The 25374-nt window shown below is 59.4% G+C and carries 20 protein-coding genes; 13 read left to right on the forward strand and 7 right to left on the reverse strand.

Annotated features, from left to right (window positions below; genetic code table 11):
- The first annotated feature begins 2 nt into the window (after positions 1-2).
- Positions 3-1523, forward strand: coding sequence for a SpoVR family protein (locus PG888_RS12225; RefSeq protein WP_270693450.1), 1521 nt, complete (start codon positions 3-5; stop codon positions 1521-1523).
- Between the two features lie 173 nt (positions 1524-1696).
- Here PG888_RS12225 and fadJ read toward each other — a convergent pair whose 3' ends face one another.
- Together fadJ and fadI are read right to left on the reverse strand one after the other, a co-directional pair.
- Entirely contained in the window at positions 1697-3844 is a 2148-nt protein-coding gene (gene fadJ, locus PG888_RS12230; RefSeq protein WP_270693467.1) for a fatty acid oxidation complex subunit alpha FadJ, read from the reverse strand.
- Positions 3844-5154, reverse strand: coding sequence for an acetyl-CoA C-acyltransferase FadI (gene fadI, locus PG888_RS12235; protein ID WP_270693449.1), 1311 nt, complete (start codon positions 5152-5154; stop codon positions 3844-3846). Before fadI ends, fadJ begins: the two co-directional genes overlap by 1 nt.
- A gap of 182 nt (positions 5155-5336) precedes the next feature.
- On the opposite strand from fadI, the gene PG888_RS12240 reads away from it, so the two are divergent.
- From PG888_RS12240 to PG888_RS12290, 11 genes are all read left to right on the forward strand, one after another.
- The gene (locus PG888_RS12240) at positions 5337-6287 is read left to right on the forward strand and encodes an AAA family ATPase (RefSeq protein WP_270693446.1); all 951 of its coding nucleotides are present in this window, start codon (positions 5337-5339) and stop codon (positions 6285-6287) included.
- Positions 6278-7180 (forward strand): DUF58 domain-containing protein, encoded by a 903-nt coding sequence (locus PG888_RS12245; protein ID WP_234602232.1) that lies wholly within the window; start codon positions 6278-6280, stop codon positions 7178-7180. The genes PG888_RS12240 and PG888_RS12245 overlap by 10 nt, the downstream gene beginning before the upstream one ends.
- Entirely contained in the window at positions 7165-7704 is a 540-nt protein-coding gene (locus tag PG888_RS12250) for a DUF4381 domain-containing protein (protein WP_234602230.1), read from the forward strand. The genes PG888_RS12245 and PG888_RS12250 overlap by 16 nt, the downstream gene beginning before the upstream one ends.
- Positions 7701-8693, forward strand: a complete 993-nt coding sequence (locus tag PG888_RS12255) for a VWA domain-containing protein (RefSeq protein WP_270693444.1) — start codon at positions 7701-7703, stop codon at positions 8691-8693. The genes PG888_RS12250 and PG888_RS12255 overlap by 4 nt, the downstream gene beginning before the upstream one ends.
- Entirely contained in the window at positions 8684-10138 is a 1455-nt protein-coding gene (locus PG888_RS12260; protein ID WP_270693443.1) for a VWA domain-containing protein, read from the forward strand. Before PG888_RS12255 ends, PG888_RS12260 begins: the two co-directional genes overlap by 10 nt.
- 20 nt (positions 10139-10158) lie before the next feature.
- The gene (locus PG888_RS12265) at positions 10159-11670 is read left to right on the forward strand and encodes a BatD family protein (RefSeq protein WP_182939752.1); all 1512 of its coding nucleotides are present in this window, start codon (positions 10159-10161) and stop codon (positions 11668-11670) included.
- Positions 11671-11683: 13 nt separating this feature from the next.
- On the forward strand, positions 11684-12283 hold the full coding sequence (locus PG888_RS12270; protein ID WP_182937527.1) for a sigma-70 family RNA polymerase sigma factor: 600 nt from the start codon (positions 11684-11686) through the stop codon (positions 12281-12283).
- A complete protein-coding gene (locus tag PG888_RS12275; protein ID WP_182937529.1) occupies positions 12276-13055 on the forward strand; it encodes a DUF3379 domain-containing protein in 780 nt (259 codons plus the stop codon). Before PG888_RS12270 ends, PG888_RS12275 begins: the two co-directional genes overlap by 8 nt.
- A gap of 388 nt (positions 13056-13443) precedes the next feature.
- A complete protein-coding gene (locus PG888_RS12280) occupies positions 13444-14736 on the forward strand; it encodes an outer membrane protein transport protein (RefSeq protein WP_075113546.1) in 1293 nt (430 codons plus the stop codon).
- A gap of 252 nt (positions 14737-14988) precedes the next feature.
- Complete coding sequence (locus PG888_RS12285) at positions 14989-16257, forward strand: OmpP1/FadL family transporter (RefSeq protein ID WP_270693442.1); 1269 nt, start codon at positions 14989-14991, stop codon at positions 16255-16257.
- Between the two features lie 116 nt (positions 16258-16373).
- Positions 16374-17597 (forward strand): EAL and HDOD domain-containing protein, encoded by a 1224-nt coding sequence (locus PG888_RS12290; protein WP_270693441.1) that lies wholly within the window; start codon positions 16374-16376, stop codon positions 17595-17597.
- Here the strand turns inward: PG888_RS12290 and PG888_RS12295 are convergent.
- The gene (locus tag PG888_RS12295; RefSeq protein WP_270693440.1) at positions 17594-18769 is read right to left on the reverse strand and encodes a thiolase family protein; all 1176 of its coding nucleotides are present in this window, start codon (positions 18767-18769) and stop codon (positions 17594-17596) included. The two genes, PG888_RS12290 and PG888_RS12295, sit on opposite strands and share 4 nt — an antisense overlap.
- Before the next feature lie 122 nt (positions 18770-18891).
- Between PG888_RS12295 and PG888_RS12300 the strand changes: the two genes are divergently transcribed.
- The gene (locus tag PG888_RS12300; protein ID WP_005360322.1) at positions 18892-19284 is read left to right on the forward strand and encodes a MerR family transcriptional regulator; all 393 of its coding nucleotides are present in this window, start codon (positions 18892-18894) and stop codon (positions 19282-19284) included.
- A gap of 98 nt (positions 19285-19382) precedes the next feature.
- Here the strand turns inward: PG888_RS12300 and rplY are convergent, their stop codons facing one another.
- The 4 genes from rplY to PG888_RS12320 form a co-directional block, all read right to left on the reverse strand.
- Positions 19383-19670 (reverse strand): 50S ribosomal protein L25, encoded by a 288-nt coding sequence (rplY, locus tag PG888_RS12305; protein WP_033136429.1) that lies wholly within the window; start codon positions 19668-19670, stop codon positions 19383-19385.
- Positions 19671-19786: 116 nt separating this feature from the next.
- The gene (locus PG888_RS12310) at positions 19787-20665 is read right to left on the reverse strand and encodes a hypothetical protein (RefSeq protein ID WP_182937533.1); all 879 of its coding nucleotides are present in this window, start codon (positions 20663-20665) and stop codon (positions 19787-19789) included.
- A gap of 96 nt (positions 20666-20761) precedes the next feature.
- Entirely contained in the window at positions 20762-24676 is a 3915-nt protein-coding gene (gene hrpA, locus PG888_RS12315; protein ID WP_270693438.1) for an ATP-dependent RNA helicase HrpA, read from the reverse strand.
- Positions 24677-24916: 240 nt separating this feature from the next.
- Complete coding sequence (locus PG888_RS12320; protein ID WP_042060467.1) at positions 24917-25339, reverse strand: CBS domain-containing protein; 423 nt, start codon at positions 25337-25339, stop codon at positions 24917-24919.
- Positions 25340-25374: the final 35 nt, after the last annotated feature.

Consider the following 25374-nt stretch of genomic DNA (forward strand, 5'->3'; position numbering starts at 1 on the left):
ACATGATCGAAACAGAAAAACGTGTAGCGCCACTGGATGACGGACCAGACTGGAACTTCGATCTGCTGGAGACCTATCACCAGGAGATCGCCCGGGTCGCCCGTTTCTACAAGCTGGACACCTACCCCAACCAGATCGAGGTGATCACCGCCGAGCAGATGATGGATGCCTACTCCAGCGTCGGCATGCCCATCGGCTATCAGCACTGGTCGTTCGGCAAGCGCTTTATCCATACCGAGCGCAACTACAAGCGCGGCCAGATGGGGCTGGCCTACGAGATCGTCATCAACTCCGATCCCTGCATCGCCTACCTGATGGAGGAGAACACCATGCCGATGCAGGCGCTGGTGATGGCACACGCCTGCTACGGCCACAACTCCTTCTTCAAAAACAACTACCTGTTCAAGGCCTGGACCGATGCCTCCTCCATCATCGACTACCTGCTGTTCGCCAAGAACTACATCACCCAGTGTGAAGAGAAGCATGGCATCGAGGCGGTGGAGCAGCTGCTCGACTCCTGCCATGCCCTGATGAACTTCGGGGTGGATCGCTACAAGCGTCCCCAGAAGATCTCGATGGCAGAGGAGAAACGGCGCCAGAAGGCGCGGGAAGATTATCTGCAGACTCAGGTCAACGAGCTGTGGCGTACCCTGCCCAAGCAGCATAAAGCCGCTGGTGTGGAGGACAGGCGCTACCCCGCAGAGCCCCAGGAGAACATTCTCTACTTCATCGAGAAGAATGCTCCCTTGCTGGAGCCTTGGCAGCGAGAAGTGGTGCGCATCGTGCGCAAGATCAGCCAGTATTTCTATCCGCAAAAGCAGACCCAGGTGATGAACGAGGGATGGGCCACTTTCTGGCACTACACCATCCTCAATCACCTCTATGACGAGGGCAAGCTGAGCGATCGCTTCATGATGGAGGTGCTGCACAGCCACACCAACGTGGTCTATCAACCGGCTTACAACAGCCGCTACTACTCAGGGATCAATCCCTATGCGCTGGGGTTTGCCATGTTTACCGACCTGCGCCGCATCTGCGAGAACCCGACCGAGGAGGACAGACAGTGGTTCCCCGATTACGCTGGCAGCAACTGGGTGGAAACGTTGCATTTTGCCATGCAGAACTTCAAGGATGAGAGCTTTATCAGCCAGTTCTTAAGCCCGAAGGTGATGCGGGATATGAAGCTATTCGCCATCGATGACGACGATCTGAAGAACTATCTGAAGGTCTCCGCCATCCACAATGACGAAGGCTATCGTCAGGTGCGCAATACCCTGTCGGCCCAGTACAACCTGAGCAATCTGGAGCCCAACATTCAGGTCTACAACGTAGCGGTAAAAGGGGATCGATCCCTCACCCTGCGCTATGTGCCCCACAACCGCATCCCCCTTGGCGACTCTCGCCACGAGGTGCTCAAGCACCTGCATCAACTGTGGGGATTCGACGTGGTGCTGGAGCAGGATAACGGCGATCTGCCACCCGATATCATCGGCCGCTGCCCGGAGCGCAAACCGGGGATCTGACCCGTGACCCGATATTTCGGCGGCCCACTTCGGTGGGCCGTTTTTTTATCGGCATTTAACCCTGCCAGCATGAGCGCTTCCCAAGCCATACAACCCGAACAAACCACCACATAGAAAGAGGCCCGCATGGTGTGCGGGCCTCTTTGCCTTGCGCGGTCAATCTGCAGCGGTTATCAGTAGAAGGTCTGCTGCTCTGCGGCCATCGCCTTGAGACGGGCACAGGGGGCAAACCGGTCGCCGTGGCGCTTCTGGTAATACTCCAGACGGCCAACCAGATGATCGATCCCCAACGTGTCCATATAACGGAACGGGCCGCCGAGGAAGGGCGGGAAGCCGATGCCGAAGATGGCCCCGATATCGCCATCACGAGCCGACGCCACCACACCGCTATCCAGCGCCATGGCCGCTTCGTTGAGCATCAGCAGCACACAACGCTCGGCGATCTCCTGACGGGCCAGCTTGGCAGAAGGCTTGATGCCGAGCACGCCATAGACGCTCTCGTCCACCGTCTTCTTGCCCTCTTTACCGGTCAGCTTGTTGCGCGGTGCTGCCTTGCCATAGAGGTAGAAGCCCTTGCCGTTCTTGCGTCCCTTGCGATCGTTTTGCAGCAGCTTGTCGAACGCCTTGGGTGCCTGGAACTGCTCGCCACCCAGCTCTTTTTCGAGAATGGGAGAGATCTTGGCACCCACGTCGATCCCCACCTCATCGAGCAAGGTGATGGGGCCAACCGGGAAGCCAAAGTCCAGCAGTGCGCTGTCCAGCACCTCCACCGGCTCCCCTTCCAGCACCAGTCGCGCCGCTTCATTCATGTAGGGCGCGAGGATGCGGTTGACGTAGAAACCGGCTTCGTCCTTCACCACGATGGGCGTTTTGCCCTGAGCACGGGCAAAGGCCAGGGTGGTGGCGACCGTCTCGGCACTGGTGCCAGCGTGGGGGATGATCTCCGCCAGCGGCATCTTGTCGACCGGGCTGAAGTAGTGCAGCCCCACGATCCGCTCCGGGTGCGCCGCCTCTGCCGCAATCTGGTTGATGGGCAGGGAGGAGGTGTTGGAGGCAAACACGGTGTGCTCACCGCACTCACGCTCCACGTCTTTCACCATCTGGTGTTTGAGATTGAGATCTTCAAACACAGCCTCCACTACCATGTCGACCCGGTGGAAACCGGAGTAGTCGAGGGTACCGGTCAGCAGGCTCATCTGCTTTTCCAGCTCGCTGCGCAGGATGTGACGGCGCTTGAGCTTCTTGGCCAGAATGTCGTAGCTGTAGCGCATGGCATTACCGATGCCACTGCTGGCTACATCCTTGATCCGCACCGGTACGCCCGCCTTGGTGGCGGTGACGAACGCGATCCCGCCCCCCATCAGCCCACCGCCCAGCACGGCGGCATGGGCCACCTTGCGCGGCTCGGCCCCTTGATAGGTAACCTCTTTCTTCATCTCGGTGGTGGCAAAGAAGATGGAGCGCAGTGCAGCAGACTCAGCCGTCATCACCAGCTCGCCAAAGTGGCGGGATTCGGCAGCCAGACCGGCCTTTATCCCCTCCTCCACACCGATGCGTACCACCTCGAGGATCCGCTCCGGCGCCGGGTAGTTGCCGCGGGTCTTGGCTTTCACCCCCTTGCTGGCCTGATCGAACAGCACCTTGCGACCCAGCTTGTTGGTCTCCAGCACCTTGCCCTGCAGATCCCGCTTCAACTGATGACGCGGTTTACCCTTCTTGGCCAGCTTGATGGCAGCATCCAGCAAGATGGAAGGCGGCACCACATCGTCCACCAGCCCCAATTTCTTGGCTTGTTTGGCCCGCACCTGCTTGCCGGTCAGCATCAGATCCAGCGCCTTGGCTACCCCGATGAGGCGCGGCAGACGCTGGGTACCGCCAGAGCCCGGCAGCAGACCGAGCTGCACTTCCGGCAATCCCAGCACGGTTTTGCCGTGCTCGGTCACCACCCGGCCATGACAGGCCAGCGCCAACTCCAGCCCGCCACCGAGGCAGGGACCGTGAATGGCGGCGATCACCGGAATGGTCAGCCCCTCGATCTCGGCAAAGATCTCCTGCCCTTCCCGCGACAGGGTCTCGGCATCCTTGGCACTGGTGCAGGCGGCCAGCATGGTGATATCGGCACCGGCGATGAAGGAGTCCTTCTTGCCGGAGGTGATCACCAGACCGATCAGATCCTTGTTGCGTTTGACCTCGGCCAGTACGGTGCGGATCTCCTCCACAAAGGCGGCCTTGAGGGTATTCATGCTCTCGCCCGGCACATCCATGGTGAGGATTCCGATGCCATCTTTGCGAACATCCAGGGAAAAAGTCTTAGCGCTCATCATTCAACCTCCAACACCATAGCCACGCCCAATCCACCCGCTGCGCAGGCAGTGTTGAGCCCCAATCCCCCACCGCGACGACGCAACTCGTGCAGGGTCTGGGTGATCATCCGCGCACCGGTCGCGGCAAAGGGGTGGCCGTAAGCCAGCGAACCGCCGAGGACGTTGAACTTGTCCATGTCTACCTCGCCGATGGCCTGATCGCGGCCCAGCTTGTCACGGGCAAACTCGTGGCTGGCAAACATCTTGAGGTTGGCCAGAGTCTGGGCGGCAAAGGCTTCGTGCATGTCGATCAGGGTCAGATCGCTGAGCGTGATACCGGCTCTGTCCAGCGCCAGCGGTGTGGCATAGGAGGGCGCCATCAGCATGTCTTGCCAGACATCAATGGCCGAAAAAGCGAAACTGCGAATGTAACCCAACGGTTCGAGACCCAGCTCTTTCGCCCGACCTTCGCGCATCAGCAGCACGGCGGCGGCGCCATCAGTAAGCGGCGTGGCGTTGGCCGCCGTCACTGTGCCATGGACTCGGTCAAACACCGGCTTGAGCTTGGCGTAGCTCGCGAGATCCGAGCTTTCACGGATGTTGTTGTCCCGCTCCAGCGGTGACTTGTAGGGCGGCACATGGGCGGTAAACACCTCGCCATTGAGCTTGCCATCGGCCCAAGCCTGCGCGGCCAGGGTGTGGGAGCGGTGAGCCAGCGCATCTTGCGCCTCACGGCTGATCTGGTGGCTCTTGGCCATCTGCTCGGCGGTCTGCCCCATGGAGAGACCAGTGGAGTATTCCGCCACCGCAGGCGGCACCGGCAGCAGATCCTTGACCCGCAATTGACGCAGAATATTGAAGCGCTGCTGCAGATTGCGCGCCTTGTTGAGATCCACCAGGGCGCGCGCCAGCGTCTTGCTCACCCCGATGGGCAGCACGGAAGAGGAGTCGGCACCGCCGGCGATGGCGATACCCACGGTTCCGGCCATGATCGATTCGGTGACGTTGGCCACCGCCTGAAAACTGGTGGCGCAGGCGCGAGAGACACTATAGGCATCGGTGGTGACGCTCATGCCGGTCCCGAGCACGATCTCGCGGGCAATGTTGGGGGCTTCCGGCATCTGCACCACCTGACCAAACACCAGCTGGTCGATCAGCATGGGATCGAGATCGGTACGGGCAAGCAACTCGCTCACCACCAGTTTGCCGAGATCGACTGCAGGCACGCCATGAAAGGCGGTGGCCTGCTTGGCAAAGGGGGTTCGCAGCCCCGCCACGACGGCAATCCGTTCGCCCTGGCGAGTCGTCAGTTTCAATGGCTGTTTCATCCTGGCTCCTTGGTTTAAAAGGCAGAGGTCTGACCTCATTGCGCCACATCTTAACAATCCAATCACAAGTTTCATACAGCTGATTGAAACTAAATTAAGCACGGCAAGGCCCCTTTGCTCGCCCTTGGGGAGCAACTGGAGTATAAAAAGATCAACTTCCATAAAAACAACGGGTTTATCGCATGGCAGCGGCCGAGTTCAGCGCACTTAGGGACTATCTTGGCAGTCAGATTCTGGGGCAGGAGGAGCTTATCGAAGGGCTCCTGATCGCCCTGTTATGTGAAGGACATGTGTTAATCGAAGGGGCGCCCGGGCTTGCCAAAACCCGCGCCGTCAAGGCGCTTGCTGGCGCTGTCGAGGGGCGTTTCGCTCGCATCCAGTTCACCCCTGATCTGCTCCCCGCCGATCTGACTGGCAGCGAGGTGTTCCACCCGCAGGATGCCAGTTTTGTATTCCAGCCAGGCCCCCTGTTCAACCATCTGGTGCTGGCAGACGAGATCAACCGGGCACCGGCCAAGGTGCAATCGGCGCTGCTGGAAGCCATGGCCGAGCACCAGATCACCGTGGGCAAAAAGAGCTGGCGGCTGCCGCCGCTCTTTATGGTGGCCGCGACCCAGAACCCCATCGAGCAGGAGGGCACCTATCCCCTGCCGGAGGCTCAGCTCGACCGCTTTCTGCTCAAGTTGATGGTGGACTACCCGAGCCCCACCATGGAGCTGGCCATCTTGCAGCTCAACGCCAGCTGCGAGCAGCTTGGCGAGGCGCCGGTGACCCTGAGCCAGACCACCTTGCAACGTGCCCGCAGCGACGTGCTGACGGTCACCATGCAAAGCCGACTGGAGCACTATCTGGTGGAGCTGGTCTGTGCCACCCGCCCGGGCAGCGGTCTGTGCCCGGCGCTTGAACCGCTGATTGCCGTGGGGGCCAGCCCCCGCGCCACGTTGGGGCTGGCTCGCTCTGCCCGCGCCCGTGCCTGGCTCGCGGGACGTGATTATGTGCTGCCGGAAGATATCCAGCTGCAGGCCTATCCGGTGCTGCGCCACCGCCTTATTCCCAGCTATCAGGCACTGGCCGACAATCTGGATAACGATATCCTGATCGCCCAACTGCTGGATCAGGTGCCATGCCCCTAGATCCCGGTCTGCATCCCGATATTGCCCTGTCACTGCCACGGCTGCTCAATATCCGGCTCTGGGCCAATGCCAGAGCCAGACCGAGAGCAGGCAAAAGCAGCAGCGAACGGGGCAAACCGGGCCGATCCCCCGGGCTCACGTTTCGGGAGCTGCGCGCCTATCAGGCTGGTGACGAGGTACGCCACATCGACTGGCGAGTGACGGCTCGCCTCGGTCGTCCCTATACCCGCCTCTATAGCGAGGAGCTCGATCAGGCGCACTGGCTGCTGCTCGATCTCTCTCCCGCCATGTATTTTGGCTCTACGCTGCAGCTCAAGGCGCGCCTGGGGTGCGAGCTGGCGGCAGCCCTGATCTGGCAAGGAATGAAGCAGCACAATACCCTGATCTGCCACGGGCTTATTCCCCAACACCAGAGCCAGCGCGGCAGCGTGCTGCCCCTGCTCGAATCCCTCTGCCATCACTATCAGCAAGGACTGGCACGTCGAGCACTATCCCATTCGCTGGGCGCTACCTTGTCCGGCCTGAAGCTGCCTCACGGAGCCAAGTTGACGATCATCACCGATCACAGGCCCTGCGAGTCGGCGCTCTGTCAGCAGCTGCAGCTGCTCTCGCGGCGCCACGATATTCACTATTGGCAGATCCGCGATCCCCTCGAGGCAGCCCTTCCCCGAGGCGGCCAACTGCCGGTGGCCATCGATCGGCCCGGGCAACACTATCAGGGCTGGCTGGATGGAGGCCATGCCGGTTTCTCCCGCCGCTACCGCCAAGCCGCCGAGCAGCAGCTGGCCCACAGCAAGCAGCAGTTGCTGCCGCTGGTACAGCGCCTATACCTGCTCGATAACAGCCAGACGCTGCAACAACAGTGGCAGGAGGGGTTATGTCATCAGGGATGATCATGCCCGCCGAACTCGACAGCGCCAGCCCCGCCTCCGAGGCCATTACCCCGCCGCTGACCGCCCTGATGCGCGACATCCACCCGGGGCCTGATCTGATTGAACAGAGTCTTGATCCTCGGGTACAGGCGCTATTGTGGCTATTGATCACCGGCTTATTGCTGCTACTGATCGTCCTGATTGCCCTCAGGGTGATACGTTACCGCCGCTGGTGCCGCCAGCTGGAGGGGGATCCGGCGCTGCTGGTTGCACGCATACAGGAAGCCCTGCGTCATGAAGCGCTGCAACGCTGGCCCGAAGCGCGCAAGCTGCAGGGAGAGGCGTGGCTCGCCTTTGTCGATCGTCACGGCGGCAGCGACTTCAGCCTGTTCGCCCCTCACTGGCGCAGTTGGCTCTATGGCAGCCAGAACCCGAGCCGCGAGCAGTGCGAACAGTTGCGGCAATATTATCGCCGCTGGGGTCAAACCCTCTTTTTGCAGCTCTCCCCTCGCTCGGGGCGCAAAGCCACGCGGAGGCATTCATGATCCTGGCCTGGCCCTGGTTTGCGCTGGCGCTGGTGCTGCCCTTGCTGGTGCGCTTCGGATTGCCGCCCCTACGCCGCGGTTATCTGGCTCACCCCGGGTTTGCGCTGCTGCGTCCCCACGCCGGATTGCCACTCTGGCGCGCTATATTGCTCTGGGGTGCCCTCATCCTCGCCCTCTGCCGCCCCCAGTGGTGGGGAGAACCGGTTATCCAATATGAAGGGAGTCGGGATCTTCTACTGGCGGTGGATCTGTCAGACAGCATGCGCACCCCTGATATGCTCGACAACGGCGAGCAACAAGCGCGGCTGACGGCGGTGCGCCAGCAGATCAAGGCGCTGATCGCCAAACGGGCCGGAGACAGGGTTGGTCTTATCGTCTTTGCCGATCACGCCTACCTGCTCTCTCCCCTCACTCAGGAGATCCCGGCGCTGTTGACCTTGAGCGACGAGCTCGATTTTGATCTGGTTGGCCGTACCACCGCCCTTGGCGAAGCGATCCAGCTTGCACATCAGCATGGGGATCCTGGTCGCCCCACGGCCCTGCTGCTGGTCACCGATGGCCGCAATACCGCAGGCAATGCGGATCCGCTGCAAGAGGCCAAACTCGCCGCGGCGCAGGGAATACGGATCTATACGCTGGGGGTCGGTGCCGATCCCGATACCTTTATCCAACCCTACGATGAAGCGGGCAGCGGTCAGGCCGATCCCAGCAGCGAACTGGACGAGCCGCTTCTGCAAGCGCTGGCGCAGACAGGCCAGGGACGCTACTTTCGGGCGCGAACCCAAAGCGATCTCGATGCCATCAACGCAGCCCTCAATACCCTGGAACCGGCCCCCATGCCGGTTGCCCACTACCAGCCGGTGATCGAGCTCTACCCCTGGCCGTTGGCACTGCTTTGTGGTTTGCTGATTCTGCCATCAGGGCGCGGCAGGCTGGAGTTTCGCAAGGTGCGTAGCGGGTTGGCACGAGGCGCGCGCAGATGGAGCTGATCTTGCTTCGCCCCCTGTGGCTGATCGCACTCATCCCCTGGCTCTGGCAAGGGTGGCGTCGTCGTCGCCAGCCCCCGCTGCTCGCGCCTGCGATGCAGGCTTATCTGCTGCCAGCATCCCGTCCTCAGCGCCCCTGGCTCTGGCTGGCAACCCTGCCCGTCATTTTGGCCCTGAGTGGACCGGCACTGCGCGGTGAGCTGCAACAGCAGCCTGCGGCACCGCTCGATATCTGGCTGCTGGACTTGTCACGCTCGATGACCGCCATCGACCTCAAACCGGATCGGGCGACCCGGGTCAGATGGCAGTTACAGCAGCTGCTGAGCCACGCCAAGGGTGAACACATTGCGCTGATCCTCTACGCGGGCGATGCCTACCTCGCCATGCCGCCAACCCGGGATCATCAAGCCCTTTCGCTGCTGCTGCCCGACTTGCGCCCCGATATCATGCCGCTGCAGGGCAGCAACCCGGCAAGGGCTGTGGAACTTGCCATGAAGCAGATTGCTCCCGGTGAACAGGCGCGTCTGCTGCTGATCACCGACGACCTCACCACGAACCAGATGACCCAAATCGCCGCGCTATGGCCCTGCCAGCAGCGCCTTCTTTGCCGCGACACCCAGTCGGCACGCCTCGATATTCTGCTCGCCAACAGCGGTCAACCGGCCCCCATGCCAGCCATCCCGGCCAATGAGTTGGGGTTTGCCACCCGCATGCCCGCGCAATTACCCGCCCCTGATAGTCAGGCGATTGCCGCCCTGGCCAATCGCCTCGGCGGTGAGCTGCAGTGGCTTGGCAGCGACGTCCCCCGATTTGCCTCCCTCCCCACTACGACCTCGGCCCTCACCCCGGCACCACTGGATCTTGGCCCCTGGCTGCTGATCCCTTTATTACCGCTGGCCTTGCTGGCCAGAGTCGGTGCCCGGTTGATGGTGGTGCTGATGATGGGAGCGCAGCTGCTTGCGCCACAAGATCTGCAAGCGGTAGAGAGAGGGGATCTGCAAGCAATGCAGGCTTATCAAGAGGGGGATTTTCAGCGGGCTGCCCGCACCTTCAATGATCCGGTCTGGCGCGGCAATGCCTGGTATCGGGCCGGTGCCTACCGGCAAGCCATCACAGCCTATCAGCAAGCGGCGAGCGCCACCGCCCACTACAACCGCGGCAATGCCCTGCTGCAACTGGGTGAGTTTGCGGCAGCCAAGGAGGCCTATCTGGCCGCCCTGGCGCTGGAGCCCGGCCATGAAGATGCGCTCTATAACCTCTCTCTGTTACAAGGCGGTGCGGCGGCCGCTCCCGACACCAGCAACAGCAGCAAGCAGCCCGAACCAGCGGCGGATCAGCAGGTGACCGCAATGCCCCTGCCACCCTCTCCCCCGGTGTTGTTGCTGGAGCAGCGACTGCGCAAAGAGGCACTACGCCGGGATCTGATCAAGGTGGAGGAGCCCTGGTGACGCGGGCAGGATGGGGACTGTTGCTCGCACTGGCGAGTCCACTTTGCTGGGCCTTGCCCCCTCGGGCAGAGTTGCTGCCGGGGGCCGACCCCAGCGATTGGCTGCTGATCATCGAAGCGGATGGCGAGCGCCAGAGTAGCGAGCTGGAGATCACCCCCCTACTGCGCCAGTTTGCGGTGGGCAGAGTGACCATGAGCCGGGTCACGACCCCGGTACAACAACTGACTCGCTGGCAGATCCCGCTGCACCAGAGCAATTCACCCACTGATACAGAGGTGGTGATTGCCCCGCTCAAGCTGGGAAATGAGTTCACCCCCTCGCTCACCCTGCCACTGAGAGAGGCGAAAACAGCCGCGCTGCCACAGCCCGCAGCCCCCTCGCCCCTCGAGATGCAGGCAAGCCTTGATCATCAGGGCCCGCTCTATCCCGGCCAGCCAGTGATCTACCGGCTGACCCTGTGGCTGCCCACCAGTATGCAAAACCCGGCGCTGAGCGAGCTCAGTTCTGCCCACTTCACCATCCGTCGCCTCGGTAGCGATGAGTGGATCCCCCCCGCTCAGGCAGGTCTGCCCGGCAGGCTCACCCGCAGTTGGCTCGTTCAGGCAAAGGCGCCGGGGCTCTGGCACCTCGACTCCCCCCGCTTGCAGGGGCAGGTCGCGCAGCAAGGGGGAAAAGCGCAACGGCTCTCGGCCCGCGCAGCACCACTCGAGGTGAGGGTGGACAAGGCCCCCGCCACGCCTGTGGCCACCCGGCTGATCCTGAGCCAGCGGCTTGAACCGGCCACCACGGGAGAAGTCGGTGAACCGCTGATCCGGATCCTCACCCTGACCATGGAAAATGGTGACAGCGGCCAGATCCAGCTTACCCCCCTGCTGGCCCATCAACTGCCCACGGGTGTGCAGGCTCATCCCGATGGTGAGCAACAGCAGGAGCGTTACCGCGAAGGCAAGCTGCTGTTTGAGCGACAATGGCGCCAGACCCTGGTCGCGGAGCAGAGCGGCGACTATCAGCTCCCCCCCATTGACCTTCCCTGGTTTAATACCCAAAGTGGCCGGATTGAGCAGGCCAGCCTGCCCGCCATCACGCTGACGTTCCAGCCAGCGACACGTTCGCAACCTGATGCTCAGCGCCCGCAGATGCCGCTGCGAGAGAGCCTTTGGTGGGTCGTACTGGCCCTGGCACTGCGTGCACTATGGCGCCACGGGCCCCGCTGGCACGCCTTCTATAGACTGCAGCGCGCCCTTGGCCAACATCAGCCGGATGCCAGTCGCAAGGCGCTGATCCAGTGGGCGAGTTTGCGCTGGCAAGTCCCCTGTTATCAATCAGGCCAGTTGCCTGGCGCTGGGCATAATCGGGTCGGCAACGCGCTTGGTGAACTCGAGCGAGCCTGTTTTTCCCGGCCCTCTTCTGGCCAGCCCATCGAGTGGCGCACTCTGGCGCGTACCCTCAGGGCTGATGAAAGCGCCGGTATTGCGCACCTGATTTACCTGCTGGCGCACGGGAGTGCTCGCTCCCGCCGCCACGCCCCCTGACAAGGATTGCCCTATGGCACTGCTGTTTTTTAGAAAAAAACGTGCTCGGCAGCATATTGGTGGAAATGATCCGGCCACTTCGCCGGTCTCTGATCCCATGGCTGACAAACAAACCAAATTTGAAGCACTGGTTCATGCACTGCACGGCGATCTCTACCGCTATGCCTATTGGCTGGCCCGGGATCCCAACATGGCGGAAGATCTGGTGCAAGAGACCTTCCTGCGTGCCTGGAAGGCGATCGATACCCTGCAAGATGACAAGGCGGCCAAGGGGTGGCTGATCACCATCCTCAGACGGGAGAACGCCCGCCGCTTCGAACGCAAACAGCTGGAGCTGGTGGATCTCGACGATCACCCTCAGCCCCAGCACGACACGCTGCACAACGAACAGCAGATGGAGCACGAGTGGTTGCACCGTCACATCGCCCGTCTGCCCGAGGAGTATCAGGAGCCACTGCTGCTGCAAGTCGTGGGAGGATTCAGTGGTGAAGAGATCGCCGAGATGCTCGGCCTCAACAAGAACACCGTCATGACCCGACTGTTTCGCGCCCGCAACCAGATCAAGGAGGCGATGGAGCAGAAGAACCAAGCAAGAGGACACGGACATGGATGAACTCGAATTTCGCCGCAACGCCATGATCCAGCCCAACGATCAACAGCCGGACTTTCTCAAAGCCGCTGAAGTCAGCCAGGCCAATCGGAACTACCTCGACGAGATGAAGCAGTTCGACAGAAGCCTCAAGCGCGCCATGCAGGTAGAGGTCCCCGCCGGACTGGCCGAGCGGATCCTGCTCAGGCAAGCCATGCTGCAAGACAGTGACACGCAAGATGATATGCCGCCATCCCGACCCCTTGGTACAGTGCCAGTCAAGATCCGGACATCGACATCCTGGCGCCAGATCGCCCTGGCCGCATCGGTCGCCTTCCTGCTGGGGATGAGCACCCGCTGGATTTCGCTGCCAGAGACGACGCCCACGGCCCTCTCCCTCGCACAAGTGGCCATGGCCCACGTCTATGGCGAAGCGCCCTTTATCCAGGGTATCGACGAACGGGTCAATTTGCAGAGCATCAATGCCAAGCTGGAGATGTACGGAGTAACCCTGAAGGAGATGGATGGACTGAAGGTGACCTATGTCAATCACTGCTCGTTTTATCAGGGGCCAGCTTTGCATATGGTGATCAGGGGAGAGATGGGGCCAGTCACCCTCTTTATCGTGCCCAAACATGTCCCGCTAACCCTGCAACAGGCCAACTTTGAAGATGGCACCCTCAAAGGGGAGATAGTCCGGCTAAAAGGGGCCAATATGGTGCTGATTGGCGAGATGAAAGAGCCACTTGCACCCGTTGCCAGCGCACTACAGTCACAGCTGCAGTGGGCCATTTAACAAAGCCTGATCAGACCTGAATGACAGGCAGCCGTCACGAGCGGCTGCCTGTTTCCCACCGTTTCCCCCGCGTTGTCGCTCATTTGCCTCAAAATATCGAAAAATCGGCAAAATTATTTTTGTGACCTGGATCGGCAATCCAGGTCAATAATCCGCCGTTACCCTATGAAACTGATGAATTAAACAGCAAGTTAAAACAAATGATTAACACATCGATCACTTTTATGTATTCTGCTGTCACTGGTCTGATTTCTTACCTCCTACCAGATCCATAGAATCACGCCAGAATTGATTGGGAAGAAGCTGAAATAAAAACGGATTTTGTCGGGGTTTGCATTGAACGTGCAGCCAATATCGGCAAAAAAATCTGCCTACAAGAGAGAACACCATGACGACAACTATTTTCAAGAAGAGCCTGATTGCCGCCACCATCGCGCTGGCCACCGGTCAAGTCCATGCCGCGGCATTCCAGTTGAACGAGCACTCGGCCTCCGGTCTGGGTCGCGCCTATGCCGGTGAAGCGGCTATCGCCGACAACGCCTCCGTACTGGCCCGTAACCCTGCAGCCATGACCACCTTCGACAAGATGGCGGTCTCTGTCTCCGGCACCTACATCAAACCGGATGTGGATGTTGAGGGCAAAATAGGTGGGGTTCTCCCAGCCAGTGAAAGTGGTATTGCGCCTGCCGCTTTCGTCCCCGCCTCTTATTTTATTCAGCCGCTGAATGACCAATGGGCTTGGGGTATCGGCCTATTTTCAAATTACGGCCTGTCTACCGAATATTCTGAGGCATTCAATGCGGGTTCAGCGGCAGGCAATACAGAGCTGGTCACCTTCAATATCAACCCTAATATTGCCTATCGTATCAACGAACAATTCAGCATTGGTGCAGGTATTAACGCTGTTTACGGTGCTGCGGAGCTCAACCGTTTTGCCGGTTTTAATCTAAGCGGGCTCCCGAAAGATACAAATGTCGCACATCTCAAAGGTGACACATGGGGCTTCGGGTGGAACGTTGGAACTCTCTATGAAGTCAACGAAAACCACCGTTTTGCTCTGACTTATCGCTCACAAGTGGATATGAGCTTTGATGGTGATTTTCAGGGCTCGACTGCCGGCGTAGCAGGTCTCCAGAATGGCAAGCCTGTATTTAAAACCGTAGATGGTAACCTGAAGCTGGATTTGCCAGCTCAGGCAGAATTTGCGGGTTATCACCGTCTTAATCCGCAATTTGCAGTTCATTACTCCGTCAACTGGACAGACTGGAGTGCGTTTGAAGAACTGAAAGCAACCAGCAGTGGCTGTAAAGATGGCGCAATTGTTGGCCAATGCTTGCAAAAACCCGAGAATTTTAAAGATTCCCTCCGTTATTCCATCGGTGGTACCTGGTATATCAATCCGGCCTGGGAAGCTCGTCTGGGCTTTGCCTATGACAATAGCCCGATCGAAGCCGAATACCGTAGCCTGAGTATCCCCGACTCAGACCGTATCTGGTATAGCGCAGGTGCCACCTACCACATCAACACCGATATGAGCGTTGACTTTGGTATGGCATATCTGGACGGCAAAGAAGTTGACGTCAACGAAGGTCTGCCAAAACATGACAGCACTACTCGCTGGCAGGGTACTTCCCACGGCAACGCCTTCCTGGCCTCTGCTCAGTTCAACATGAAGTTCTGATTATTGATAAAATGGAAAGAGCGCCATCAGGCGCTCTTTTTTTGTCCATAAAATCCATTTCAGCGCACAGATGTAGCACACACGTGTTTATTTTTCTTTTTTAATCAAACTATTAGAGTGCTTCTCCCCAGCATTAAATCTTGTTTTGTCCTGAGACCCACCATGTCCGTTGCCTTGCTGGTCATACCATATAAAATCCTGCCTCCATTCATATGACCTATTTAACCTTCGGGTAACAGCAAGGATTTTGTCATGCATCCCATCATCAAACCGTCCGCCATCGCCCTGCTGGTGATCGCGGGTCAGACCCATGCCGCCGGGTTCCAGCTGGCTGAACAGTCCGCTACAGGCCTGGGACGCGCCTTTGCCGGTGAGGCCGCCATCGCGGATAACGCCAGCGTGCTCTCCCGCAATGCGGCTGCCATGACCCGCTTCAATCAGATGGCGCTCTCTGGCGGCGCCATCTATGTCAGTCCTGATGTCAATATTGAAGGCAACACCCGCTTGCCGACCAAACCCGGCATCGTCACTTCCGATGCCAGTGCACACGATATTGCAGCCGCGGCCTGGGTTCCTAACGCCTATCTCATCATTCCACTCAACGAACAGTGGCGCCTCGGCTTCTCGGCAACCTCTTACTACGGTCTTGGCGTCAAGATGCCGGATAACTACAGCGCCGGACACTTTGGCAATGTCTCCGATATCAAGACCATGGATCTGGGTACCTCACTCGCCTATCGGATCAATGAGATGTGGTCAATCGGTGCCGGGATCTCCGCTATTCAGGGCGAAGGCGAGGTCGGCGGCACCTTCCCCTCTCGCAACCTGATCGCAAAACATCTGCAAGGGGATGGCTGGGCATGGGGCTGGAATGTCGGCACCTTGCTGGAACTGTCGGAGCAAACCCGGCTCGGCCTCTCCTATCGTCACGATGTCAATTTGACGCTCTCGGGTGACGCTATTGTGGGCCGATCCAATGCAGACGGCTCCGTTACCGAGCTCAGAGATACCGGCAGTCTGGATCTGCCACTACCCGCGACGGCAGAATTGGCAGCATTCCATCAACTGACTGACAAACTGGCTCTCCACGGCAGCCTGAACTGGACCAACTGGAGCAAATTCGTTCAGCTGGAAGCTGATCTCAACAATTTGCAGAGCATGCACATCAAGGATGAGCACTGGGAAGATAGCTGGCGCTATGCCGTCGGTATGACCTATCAGGTCACTCCCCAGTGGCAACTGCGCTCCGGAGTGGCCTATGACGCCAGCCCGGTGCCCGCCGATCGTCGAACCATCTCCATCCCGGATGCCGATCGACTCTGGTACAGCCTGGGGATGGGGTATCAGTTCACGCCCAACCTGACCGTGGATCTGGGGCTGACCCTGATCGATGGCAAAAAGGTGGATGTCACCGAAAAAATGGAGCTGCAACCGGACAATCCGCTGACGACCTCCACCTTCCAGGGCACTTCCGAAGGGGATGCCTGGCTGGCTGGTGCACAATTGAGCTATTTCTTCTAACTTCCAGCCCTGCAGAAAAACGCTATGCCAATTATTGCCTTACTTAATAAGGTGAATACTGGCATAGTGTTCTGCAACACCATAAAATCAACCCAGTACCCATACTGGAGCAAGGTATGTATTCCTACGTAGCAAGACAGCCGATCCTCGACAGAGACCTCAAAACTCATGCCTATGAGCTGCTCTTTCGCGATAGTCTGAATAATGTCTTCCCGAGCATCTCCTCCCAGCAGGCGACGTCACGCCTGGTGGTCGAACAGTTCCTCCAACAAAATATCGATCAGCTGTTGGGAGGCCGCCCCTGCTTTATCAATTTCCCCCACTCACTGCTGCTGGAGGGATTGGCAGAGTGCCTGCCGCCCGAAAAAGTGGTGATTGAGATCCTGGAAGATTCCCCACCGGATGATGCCCTGCTGGAAAAGGTGAAACAGCTGCACAAGCTGGGATATCAACTGGCACTCGATGATTTCACCATGTCACCGGATTGGGAACGATTCCTCCCCTTTATCCACATCATCAAGTTTGATCTGCGCGCCACCTCCCTGCTGCAGATCAAGGTGTTTATCCAGCGGCATCAAACGCTGGGGCTCACCTATCTGGCGGAAAAAGTAGAGGACAAGGCTGAGTTCGAACGGGTCAAACAACTGGGGATCCAGCTGTTCCAGGGCTTTTTCTTCAGTCGCCCCGAGATGGTCAAGCAAGCGACCATGGAGCCAGCGCAGGTCGTGGTGATGCAGTTGCTCAATGTGGTCAACGAGACAGAGCCTGATATCAACAAGATTGAACAGCTACTTGGTCAGGATATCTCCCTCTCCCTCAAGCTGCTGCGCTACGTCAACCATCTCAAAGGCCACACCAACCCCATCTCGTCATTTCGCCAAGCGGCCATTTATCTGGGCAACACCCAGCTAAAGCGTTTTGTCTCGCTGGTGGCGGCAACCAGTGCGGGCAAGGGCAAGAGCGCCGAGCTCTACCAGATGTCGATGATCCGCGCCCGATTCTGTGAGCTGCTGGCCCATGCTCACGCCCCGACCCAACAGGCACAACAGGCCTTTATCACCGGTCTCTTCTCCCTGCTGGATGTGCTGATGGAGCAACCGATGGACAAGCTGCTGGGCACTATCCCCCTTATCGAGGATATTCGGCTGGCGCTGCTGGAACGCAAAGGCAATCTCGGTTTCTACCTCGCGTTTTGTGAAGATTACGAAAATGCCAACTGGCCAAGAGTCACGGCCAGAACCGCGAAGTTAGGGCTCAACGAGGATAAGGTGAGTCACCTCTATCTGGCCGCCACCACCTGGGTCAACGAACAGCTGCTGGCGATGGAAGCCACCGACTAATTCGTCTCGTCATTCACCTCGACCGCGATGGCGGTCGCCTCCCCACCACCGATACAGAGCGCGGCCACGCCTCGCCGCAAACCCCGTTGCCGCAGCGCGGCGATCAGCGTCACCAGAATGCGCGCGCCACTCGCCCCCAGCGGATGACCGAGCGCACAGGCCCCGCCATGCACATTGACCTTGTGATGAGGGATGCCGATCCCGCTCATGGCCAGCATAGTGACCATGGCAAAGGCCTCGTTGATCTCGAACAGATCCACCTCCTCCACCGACCATGCCAGACGCGCCAGCAACCGTAAAATGGCGCCAATGGGCGCGGAGGTAAATTCGGCGGGCAATGCCGCGTGGCTCTGATAACCGACAATCCGTGCCAGCACAGGTACCTGCCAGGCTTGCGCCGTGGCGCCATCCATCAATATCAACGCCGCCGCGCCGTCCGAGATAGAGCTCGCATTGGCTGCCGTAATGGTGCCATCTTTACCAAACGCAGGCTTCAGGGTCGGGATCTTCTCCGGCCTGCCCTTGCCCGGTTGTTCATCCTCGGCCAGCAACACGCGATCACCGCGATAGACGCTTGTCAACTCGGACACAAACGCACCGGCTTGCTGTGCGTCGCGGGCACGCTGCAACGACGCAAGGGCAAACTCATCCATGGCACTGCGGGTCAAACCGGCCTGATTGGCGCTGCGCTGGGCATGTATCCCCATCAGCTGGCCATCATAGGCATCTTGCAAACCGTCGAGGAAGAGGTGATCCAGCACTTTTTGATGCCCCATCCGAAAGCCGCTGCGGGCATTATCCAGCAGATAGGGGGCACGACTCATGCTTTCCATCCCCCCCGCCACCACCACCCGGTTATCCCCCAGACGAATGGTATCCGCCGCCAGCATCACCGCCTTCATGCCGGAGCCACACACCTTGTTGATGGTGGTAGCGGGCACACCATCTGGCAGCCCCGCTTTCAACAGCGCCTGCCTGGCTGGCGCTTGCCCCACGCCCGCCGCCAGCACATTGCCCATAAACACTTCATCGACCTGCTCCGGACGCAGCCCGCTTTGCTGCAGTGCCGCCTCGATGGCACAGGCTCCCAACTCAGGCGCCGTTACCTCAGCCAATGCCCCCTGAAATGCCCCCATCGGAGTCCGTTTCGCCGCCACAATTGCAATATCCATTTGCCTGCCTCTGTTTGTTACATGGCCATAACATAGGGGTTCTGACGCGATGGAACAAGAGTTGCAGTGCAGTTTACGTTTAGGTAAGGTGCAGACAGGATTTAGTTCGCCAAGAAGTCTGTATGAACAACAAGGATGAAGGACGGCGCTTCAGCATCAGTGAGCTGGCCCGGGAATTTGATATTACGACGCGCAGTATCCGTTTCTACGAGGATCAGGGGTTGCTCAATCCCGCCAGAGAGGGACAGACCCGCATTTACAGCAAGCAGGATCGGGTTCGCCTCAAGCTCACCCTGCGCGGCAAGCGGCTCGGGTTCAGCCTTGCCGAGATCCGCGAGCTGTTCGATCTCTATGATGCCGACAAGAGCAGCCGCACCCAGCTGCAGACCATGCTGGGACTGGTCGAGGAGAAACGGGAAACACTGCAACAGCAGATGGAAGATATCAGGATGGTACTGCTGGAGCTGGATGCCGCCGAGCAGCGCTGCCAACAGGCGCTGAGTCAGCTGGGATAACCGGATTGCTGTCACTGATCAGGTAGCCCTCTCACCAGATGCCAGATAGCAAAAAGCCACTCCTGAGAGTGGCTTTTCTTCAACCTGACGGTTCGCTATTAAACGCGAACGAAGTCCAGGTGGATCAGCTTGTAACGTACCGGGTGACGCTGGATAGCTTTCACTTTTACGTTAACTTCTTCACCGTTGATAACCAGAGTCAGTACAGACTCATAGAATTCCGGCTTCTCTTGAGCCAGAACCATTTTCTTGTGGTCAACAGTGATGGACAGGGCTTCTTTGCCTGCACCGTAAACGATGGCAGGAACTTGGTCAGCTTGACGCAGGCGGCGGCTCGCACCTTTCCCCAGGTCAGAACGGACTTCAGCTTGGAATACGAAAGACATAGTGTGTATCTCTTTTGGATGAATTTATGGTGCTAACTGCGACCGGTCAGCACCTCGCAAAACGAGCGCGAATACTACCACGGGCCAAATTCGGATACAAGGTACCGACTCTGCATTTAGCGCCCCTGCTCCAGTCGGGCAAATTGCTGCTGACGCTGGGCCGGGCTCAGGGCATCAAACTGCGCCAGGGTCTCGGCGCGCGGGCAGTAAAGACCCTCCCCCGTTCTGACCCGAATGCTCTTGCCAAGCCGCGGTTGATTCTCCGCCACCAGCGCCAGCAAATAACTGTAAGTATCGACCCCCTGGGTACTGGAGAGCTGATTGGCAATGCGCCACAAGGTCTCCCCTGCCGCGACCTGATGACACACGGTTTGTGGGCCGCCGGCTGCCGGATCCGAGAGGGTGAGCATGGCGTCACTGCCTGCGGATAAGCTGGCCGTGCTGCTGGCGAGCGCCATTCCCCCCCCAATCAACGCATCTGCGCCAGTCATCCCCGCGGTGCGAAATGTCACGCCTAGCTGAGCCAGCAGAGGTTCGCTCTCGTCGGTGTCGGTGGGAATATCGACACCACCGAACGCGTCTTGGGGAGTACGGAACTCGGCAATAAAAGGCGCGATGGATTGCGCGCTATAACCAGGGAAACCACTCCCCTGCTGCACGATTGCACCAGCCGCAACTGCCTGGCCCGGGGCTACCCCGTAAGCCATCTCGTCGATGCGCCGCAGCCTTGCCAGATAAGTTTTGGAGAGCTGCGCCTCCCCCTCGAACAGATCGAAAGGAGGCACCAGCCGGGCGGGAAAGAGGATCTGCCAGCGACCATGCTTCTGCTTCTGGGCCAGCGGCGGGAACTGATTGCCACGCCAGGCCACAAACATCGCAGGCGGGGTACGCGCCAGCGGGTAATATTCCGGGTTCAACTGCACCCAGGTTTGTTCCGCGATGGGTTGGTAACCGCTGATCACCACCTGCGCCACACTCAACCAGATCCCCAGCATCCTTGCCTCCCTGACTTGCGGTTTGAAGGGAGCCAACTGACTGGCAACCCCTTCTCATCACGCGCTATCGTGCTGTTAAAACAGTTAGATAGCAGCTTAGCACTGAGCGATGGCGTTAAGCACCCGTTTATCGGAGACCGGATACGGAGTCCCCAGATTCTGGGCAAAGAACGACACCCGCAGCTCCTCAATCATCCAGCGGATGTTGGCTACTTCGGCCGGGATCAGCTGGGATTTGGGGATTTTGGCGAGCAGCGCCTTGTACTCTGACTCCACACTCTGCACCTTGAGCATGTAGACCCGATCCCGGTTGGGATCGATGGCCAGCTTCTCCAGACGCCGCTCGATGGCACGCAGGTAGCGCAGCAAGTCAGGCAGCCGCTGCCAACCGGTCTCGGTGACGAAGCCCTTGTGGATCAAATTGCTCAGCTGCAGCTGGATATCCGACATGGCAAAGGCGGTGTCGAGCTGCATCTTGCCCTTGAGCCGCTTCTTGATTTCATGGGAGAGGGTCAGTATGGCTTCCACTTGCTTGGCCACCTCCACCACCGCATCGTTGAGCTCGGCGCGGACATACTCCTTGAGCGCCTCGAAACCGGCTTCGTCCCAAGCCAGCCCGCCATGCTGCTCAATGAGCTTGTCACAACCACAGGCGATGCAGTCGTCAATCAACTCCGCCACCTTGCCAAACGGGTTGAAATAGAGCCCCAGCTTGGCCTTGTTGGGCAGCTTCTCCTGCAGATACTTGATGGGCGACGGCACGTTGAGCAGCACCAGTCGGCGCTGGCCGGCCCACATCAGCTGTTGCTGAGCCACCGGGCTCTCTACCAACTGGATGGAGACCGAATCTTTCTCATCCACCAGCGCCGGATAGGCTTTCACTTCAAAACCACCGCGCTTCTGGCTGTACTCTTGAGGCAGCTCGCCAAAGCTCCAGAGGGTGAGGCCGGACTGCTCGATATCGTCGTCCGCCACTTGTGACAGGGTCTCCTGCACCTTGCCACGCAGGGATTCTTTCAGCGCCTCCAGATCTTTGCCTTCCGCCACCTTCTTGTGCTTGTCATCCACCACCCGGAAGGTGAGTTTCAGGTGATCGGGCACCGCAGCCCAGTCCCAGGATTCGCGGGGGACGGTCACGCCGGTCATGCGGCGCAGTTGGCGCTCCATCTCGTCCAACAGCGGCCCCTGTTCCGGGTTGAGGGTGGCGAGCAGCGCGTCGGCGTAGTTCGGCGCCGGCACGAAGTTCTTGCGCATCGGCTTTGGCATCGACTTGATGAGGGCCACCAGCAGCTCATGACGCAGCCCGGGGATCAGCCATTCGAACCCCTTCACCTCCACCTGATTCAAGAGTGGCAGCGGAATATGCAGCGTGACGCCGTCCGCCGCCTCCCCCGGTTCAAACTGGTAGCTCAGCTTGAGCTTGAGTCGCCCCTGCTGCCAGAAGTTGGGGTAGTCGAGTTCGCTGATATGGGCGGCATCCCCCTTCATCAGCATCTCTTTTTCGAAGTTGAGCAGCTCTGGATCCTGCTTTTGCGCCTCTTTCCACCACTTGTCAAAGTGGCGGGCGGAGATCACCTCCTCCGGCAAGCGGGCATCGTAGAAGCGGAAGAGATCCTCGTCATCCACCAGAATGTCGCGACGACGGGATTTGTGCTCCAGCGCTTCCACCTCGGCCAACAGCTTGCGGTTATCGCTAAAGAAACGGTGGCGGGTCTCGAAATCCCCCTCCACCAGCGCGCGGCGAATAAACAGCTCGCGGCATAGCGCCGGATCGAGGCGGCTGAAGTTGATGGTGCGCTCATTGACCAGCGTCAGGCCATAAAGCGTCACCTTCTCCTTGGCCATCACGGCGCCATTTTTCTTCGACCAGTGGGGGTCGCTATGGTGCAGCTTGATGAGATGGCCCGCCAGCGGCTCAACCCACTCGGGTTCAATCCGGGCGTTGATACGGGCGTAGAGGCGCGAGGTCTCCACCAATTCTGCGGCCATCACCCACTTGGGCGGCTTCTTGAACAGACCCGACGCAGGGAACAGGTGGAAGCGGCCGTTGCGGGCGCCAAGGAACTCCGGCTTTTCCAGATCCTTGTTGCCGATGTGGCTCAAGAGGCCGGTCAGCAGCGCGCAATGTACCGTCTTGAAATCCGCCGGTTCATGGTTGGCTTTAAAACCCAGCTCTTTGACCGTCTGGCGCAGCTGGAAATGAATGTCCTGCCATTCGCGCACCCGCAGGTAGGAGAGGAACTCCTTCTGGCACATGCGGCGGAACGGGTTGCTGCCAAGGAGATCCTGCTGCTCTTTCAAGTAGTTCCACAGATTGACGAAGGCGAGGAAGTCGGAATCCTTGTCTTCAAAGCGTCTGTGTTGCTCGTCGGCGGCCTGCTTTTTCTCCATGGGCCGCTCGCGGGGATCCTGGATACTGAGCCCCGCAGTGATCACCACCACCTCGCTCAGGCAGCCGGTTTGCGCCGCCGTGATCACCATCTTGGCAAGCCGTGGATCAAGGGGGATGCGCGAGAGCTGGCGACCGGTTTCGGTCAACTGCAGTTTCGGCTCCTGATCCCGGGTGCCGGGCAGCTCTTTGACCGCCTCCAGCTCTTTCAACAGGGTCAGGCCATCCTTGATATGGCGTGACTCCGGCGGCTCGACGAACGGGAAGGCCTCCATATTGCCAAGGCCAAGCGCCAGCATCTGCAGGATGACCGATGCCAGGTTGGTGCGCAGGATCTCGGGGTCGGTAAAGGCCGGGCGGTTGTTGAAATCCTCCTCGGAGTAGAGGCGGATACAGATACCGTCCGCCACCCGGCCGCAACGCCCTTTACGCTGGTTGGCACTGGCCTGGGAGACCGGCTCGATAGGCAGGCGCTGCACCTTGGTGCGCCAGGAGTAGCGGCTGATACGGGCGGTACCCGGATCGATGACGTAGCGAATGCCCGGTACCGTCAGCGAGGTCTCCGCCACGTTGGTGGCCAGCACGATGCGCCGACCTGCGTGTTGCTGGAACACCTTGTTCTGCTCGGCGTTGGAGAGGCGGGCGTAGAGCGGCAGCACCTCGGTATCGCGCAGGTTGAGCTTGCGCAGGGCATCGGCAGTATCGCGGATCTCCCGCTCGCCATTCATGAAGATGAGGATGTCCCCGAGCCCCTCGCGGGCCAGCTCCTCCACCGCATCGAAGATCCCCTGCAGCTCGTCGCGCTCCTCCAGCGCCTCACTCTTGTCGCCGCTCTTTTTATCAGCAAACAGCGGGCGATAGCGCACCTCTACCGGATAGGTGCGGCCGGAGACCTCGATCACCGGCGCCTTGTTGAAATGACGGGAGAAACGCTGCGGGTCTATGGTAGCCGAGGTGATGATCACCTTGAGATCGTGGCGCCGTGGCAGCAGTTGCTTGAGATAGCCCAGAATGAAGTCGATGTTGAGGCTGCGTTCGTGGGCCTCGTCGATGATAATAGTGTCGTACTGGGTGAGCATCCGGTCATTCTGGATCTCGGCCAGCAGGATACCGTCAGTCATCAGCTTGATGTGGGTCTGCTCGCTCACCTGATCGGTAAAGCGCACCTTGTAACCCACGTAGTGGCCGAGTTCGGACGCCATCTCCTCGGCAATACGGGCCGCCACGGTGCGAGCCGCCAGACGGCGTGGCTGGGTGTGGCCAATAAAGCCCTTCACCCCGCGCCCGAGCGCCAGACAGATCTTGGGGATCTGGGTGGTTTTGCCCGAGCCGGTTTCGCCGGCGATGATCACCACCTGATGCTCACTGATCGCCTTGGTGATCTCCGCCTGCTTCTGACTGACCGGCAGGTTATCCGGATAGGTGACCCTGGGTACACCGGCCAGACGGGCTTGATAGCGCGCTTGCGCGGCATCCAGATCGGCGGCGATGGTCTCCAGCACGGCGGCCTGTTTGCCTTCAGGCAGCTTCTTGACCCCGTGCAGACGGCTGGAGAGGCGGCGGGCGTCGAGATTCATGCAGGCAGAGAGACGGCGGCGCAGCGCCTCGATAGAGAGAGACAAGGTACGAATTCCTTAAATAGGTGCCCAGAGGGGCCATATCGATAAGCTGGGAGCGATCCTAAAGAGCGAGTGGGGACGGTGCAAGCCTTAACGTAGTGCAAGTCATGGGAATGCAGCGTGATTGGCCGATCCTCATACCTGGAAAAACGTTCCTAGTAAGATGGCATAACATGAAAAGTGTGCGGTTTTCCAAATAATCAAGGCAAGCCGCAGCTTGCCTTGGAAGAGAGGGAAAGAGGATCAACCGTGAGTGTTGTGGACAAAACAGGTGGTGAGCTGGGCGTGAATGGCCTGCATCACGTTGTGGCGATTGATGACCCCAAGCAGGCGTCCCTCCTCTACCACCGGATAGATCTTCGGCTTTTGCCCCATCATCATCTCTGCCAGGGTCAAAATGCTGGTATCGGGCCTCACCGTCAGCACCTCTTTGCGCATCACATCCTTGACCTGTGCCACCTGCTCGCAGTGGTAGGCCTCCTTGAGCATCACGGCGATGCAGTCCTGCTCGGAGATCCAGCCGATCAGATGGCCCTTCTCATCCACCACCGGGCCCCCCAGCTGATGGCTGTTCAGAAATTTTTCGACCGCAGATTGCACCATCATGTCGGCTGTGAAGGTGATGGGTCTGCTCTGCATATAATCCTTGGCTTTTAGCGATTCCATATCTGTCCCCTAATGGTCATTCCAGCTCTCTTCTG

This window comes from Aeromonas sp. QDB23 (genome assembly GCF_027707745.1).
Taxonomy (GTDB): Bacteria; Pseudomonadota; Gammaproteobacteria; order Enterobacterales; family Aeromonadaceae; genus Aeromonas; species Aeromonas allosaccharophila.